This is a genomic window from Neopoerus faecalis (genome assembly GCF_029218125.1).
Taxonomy (GTDB): Bacteria; Bacillota; Clostridia; order Oscillospirales; family Oscillospiraceae; genus Oscillibacter; species Oscillibacter faecalis_A.
Map to the genome: position 1 here is coordinate 1 of NZ_JARFXX010000029.1, position 1,314 is coordinate 1,314.

A 1,314-nucleotide genomic window follows, 5' to 3' on the forward strand; every position below is an offset into this window, starting at 1 on the left:
CAACCCGCCTGCGTGAAGTCGGAATCGCTAGTAATCGTGGGTCAGCATACCACGGTGAATACGTTCCCGGGCCTTGTACACACCGCCCGTCACACCATGAGAGTCGGGAACACCCGAAGTCCGTAGCCTAACCTTTTAGGAGGGCGCGGCCGAAGGTGGGTTCGATAATTGGGGTGAAGTCGTAACAAGGTAGCCGTTCGAGAACGAGCGGCTGGATCACCTCCTTTCTAAGGAGAACTTCTGAAAGCCAAGGCTTTTAGATAACATCCTGGTCAGCCGCTGGGGAGTAAGTTTTCACGTTGTTTAATTTAGAGGGCGCACGCCCGGTGGTTATGGGCCCGTAGCTCAGCTGGCTAGAGCGTACGACTGATAATCGTAAGGTCGGTGGTTCGAGCCCACTCGGGCCCACCACAAGCTTCCATGGAAGATGGGGGTTTAGCTCAGCTGGGAGAGCGCCTGCCTTGCAAGCAGGAGGTCAGCGGTTCGATCCCGCTAATCTCCACCAATTGAAAATGGATTGAAGTATTCGAGAGATCGAGTATTTCAATCTGGTTTCAAACCAGAAAACGTCACCTTCGACCCCTCATCAAAAATCCGATAGATTTTTGAAGGAGAAGGAGCAAGGGAGCGGCCAGAGTATTCGCCGAAAGGTGGAAAGAGCGGCAAGCGGACTTTGCGATGACGCGATGTACCTTGAAAACTGAACAATGCAACAACAAAGTGAAGTAAGGCAACAGAGAGGTTCTGTGTCTGAAAGGACACAGGAGCGTATATTTTAATTGTGGAACATCGTATAGATGGGTAACGATTACAATTTCTCTAAAGAATTGCCTGCATAATTCAAGAGAACCAAATCTCTAAGACACGGAGTTGCAAGGGAGCGCAAATCGCGGCTTTCGTCCAACTCCTCAAAAATCGGAAGATTTTTGAGGAAAAAGGCGGAGCAGCGGAGAGAGTGAGACCGGCATCGCAAGCTGAAAAGCTGGCGAGGACGGGCGAGCGATGCGCAGCTTGCGACGCCGCAGGTCAAGCTAAAAAGAGCGCAAGGGGAATGCCTTGGCATCAGGAGCCGAAGAAGGACGTGACAAGCTGCGATAAGCTGCGGTGAGGAGCAAATATCCTTTGACCCGCAGATCTCCGAATGGGGCAACCCGGCTGGACAATATCCAGTCATCCTGCATTGAACAAAATAGGTGTAGGAAGGGAACCGTCTGAACTGAAACATCTAAGTAGGACGAGGAAGAGACATCAACCGAGATTCCGCAAGTAGTGGCGAGCGAACGCGGAAGAGGCCAAACCGGAGGATTCATTCTC

The 1,314-nt window shown here is 51.6% G+C and carries 2 tRNA genes and 2 rRNA genes; all 4 read left to right on the forward strand.

What is annotated here, in order from left to right:
* Positions 1-227, forward strand: a 16S ribosomal RNA gene (locus PY311_RS12535); the annotation flags it as partial.
* A gap of 107 nt (positions 228-334) precedes the next feature.
* Positions 335-411 (forward strand) — tRNA-Ile (locus PY311_RS12540).
* Positions 412-429: 18 nt separating this feature from the next.
* Positions 430-505: transfer RNA gene (locus tag PY311_RS12545), tRNA-Ala, on the forward strand.
* Positions 506-1,024: 519 nt separating this feature from the next.
* Positions 1,025-1,314, forward strand: a 23S ribosomal RNA gene (locus PY311_RS12550); the annotation flags it as partial.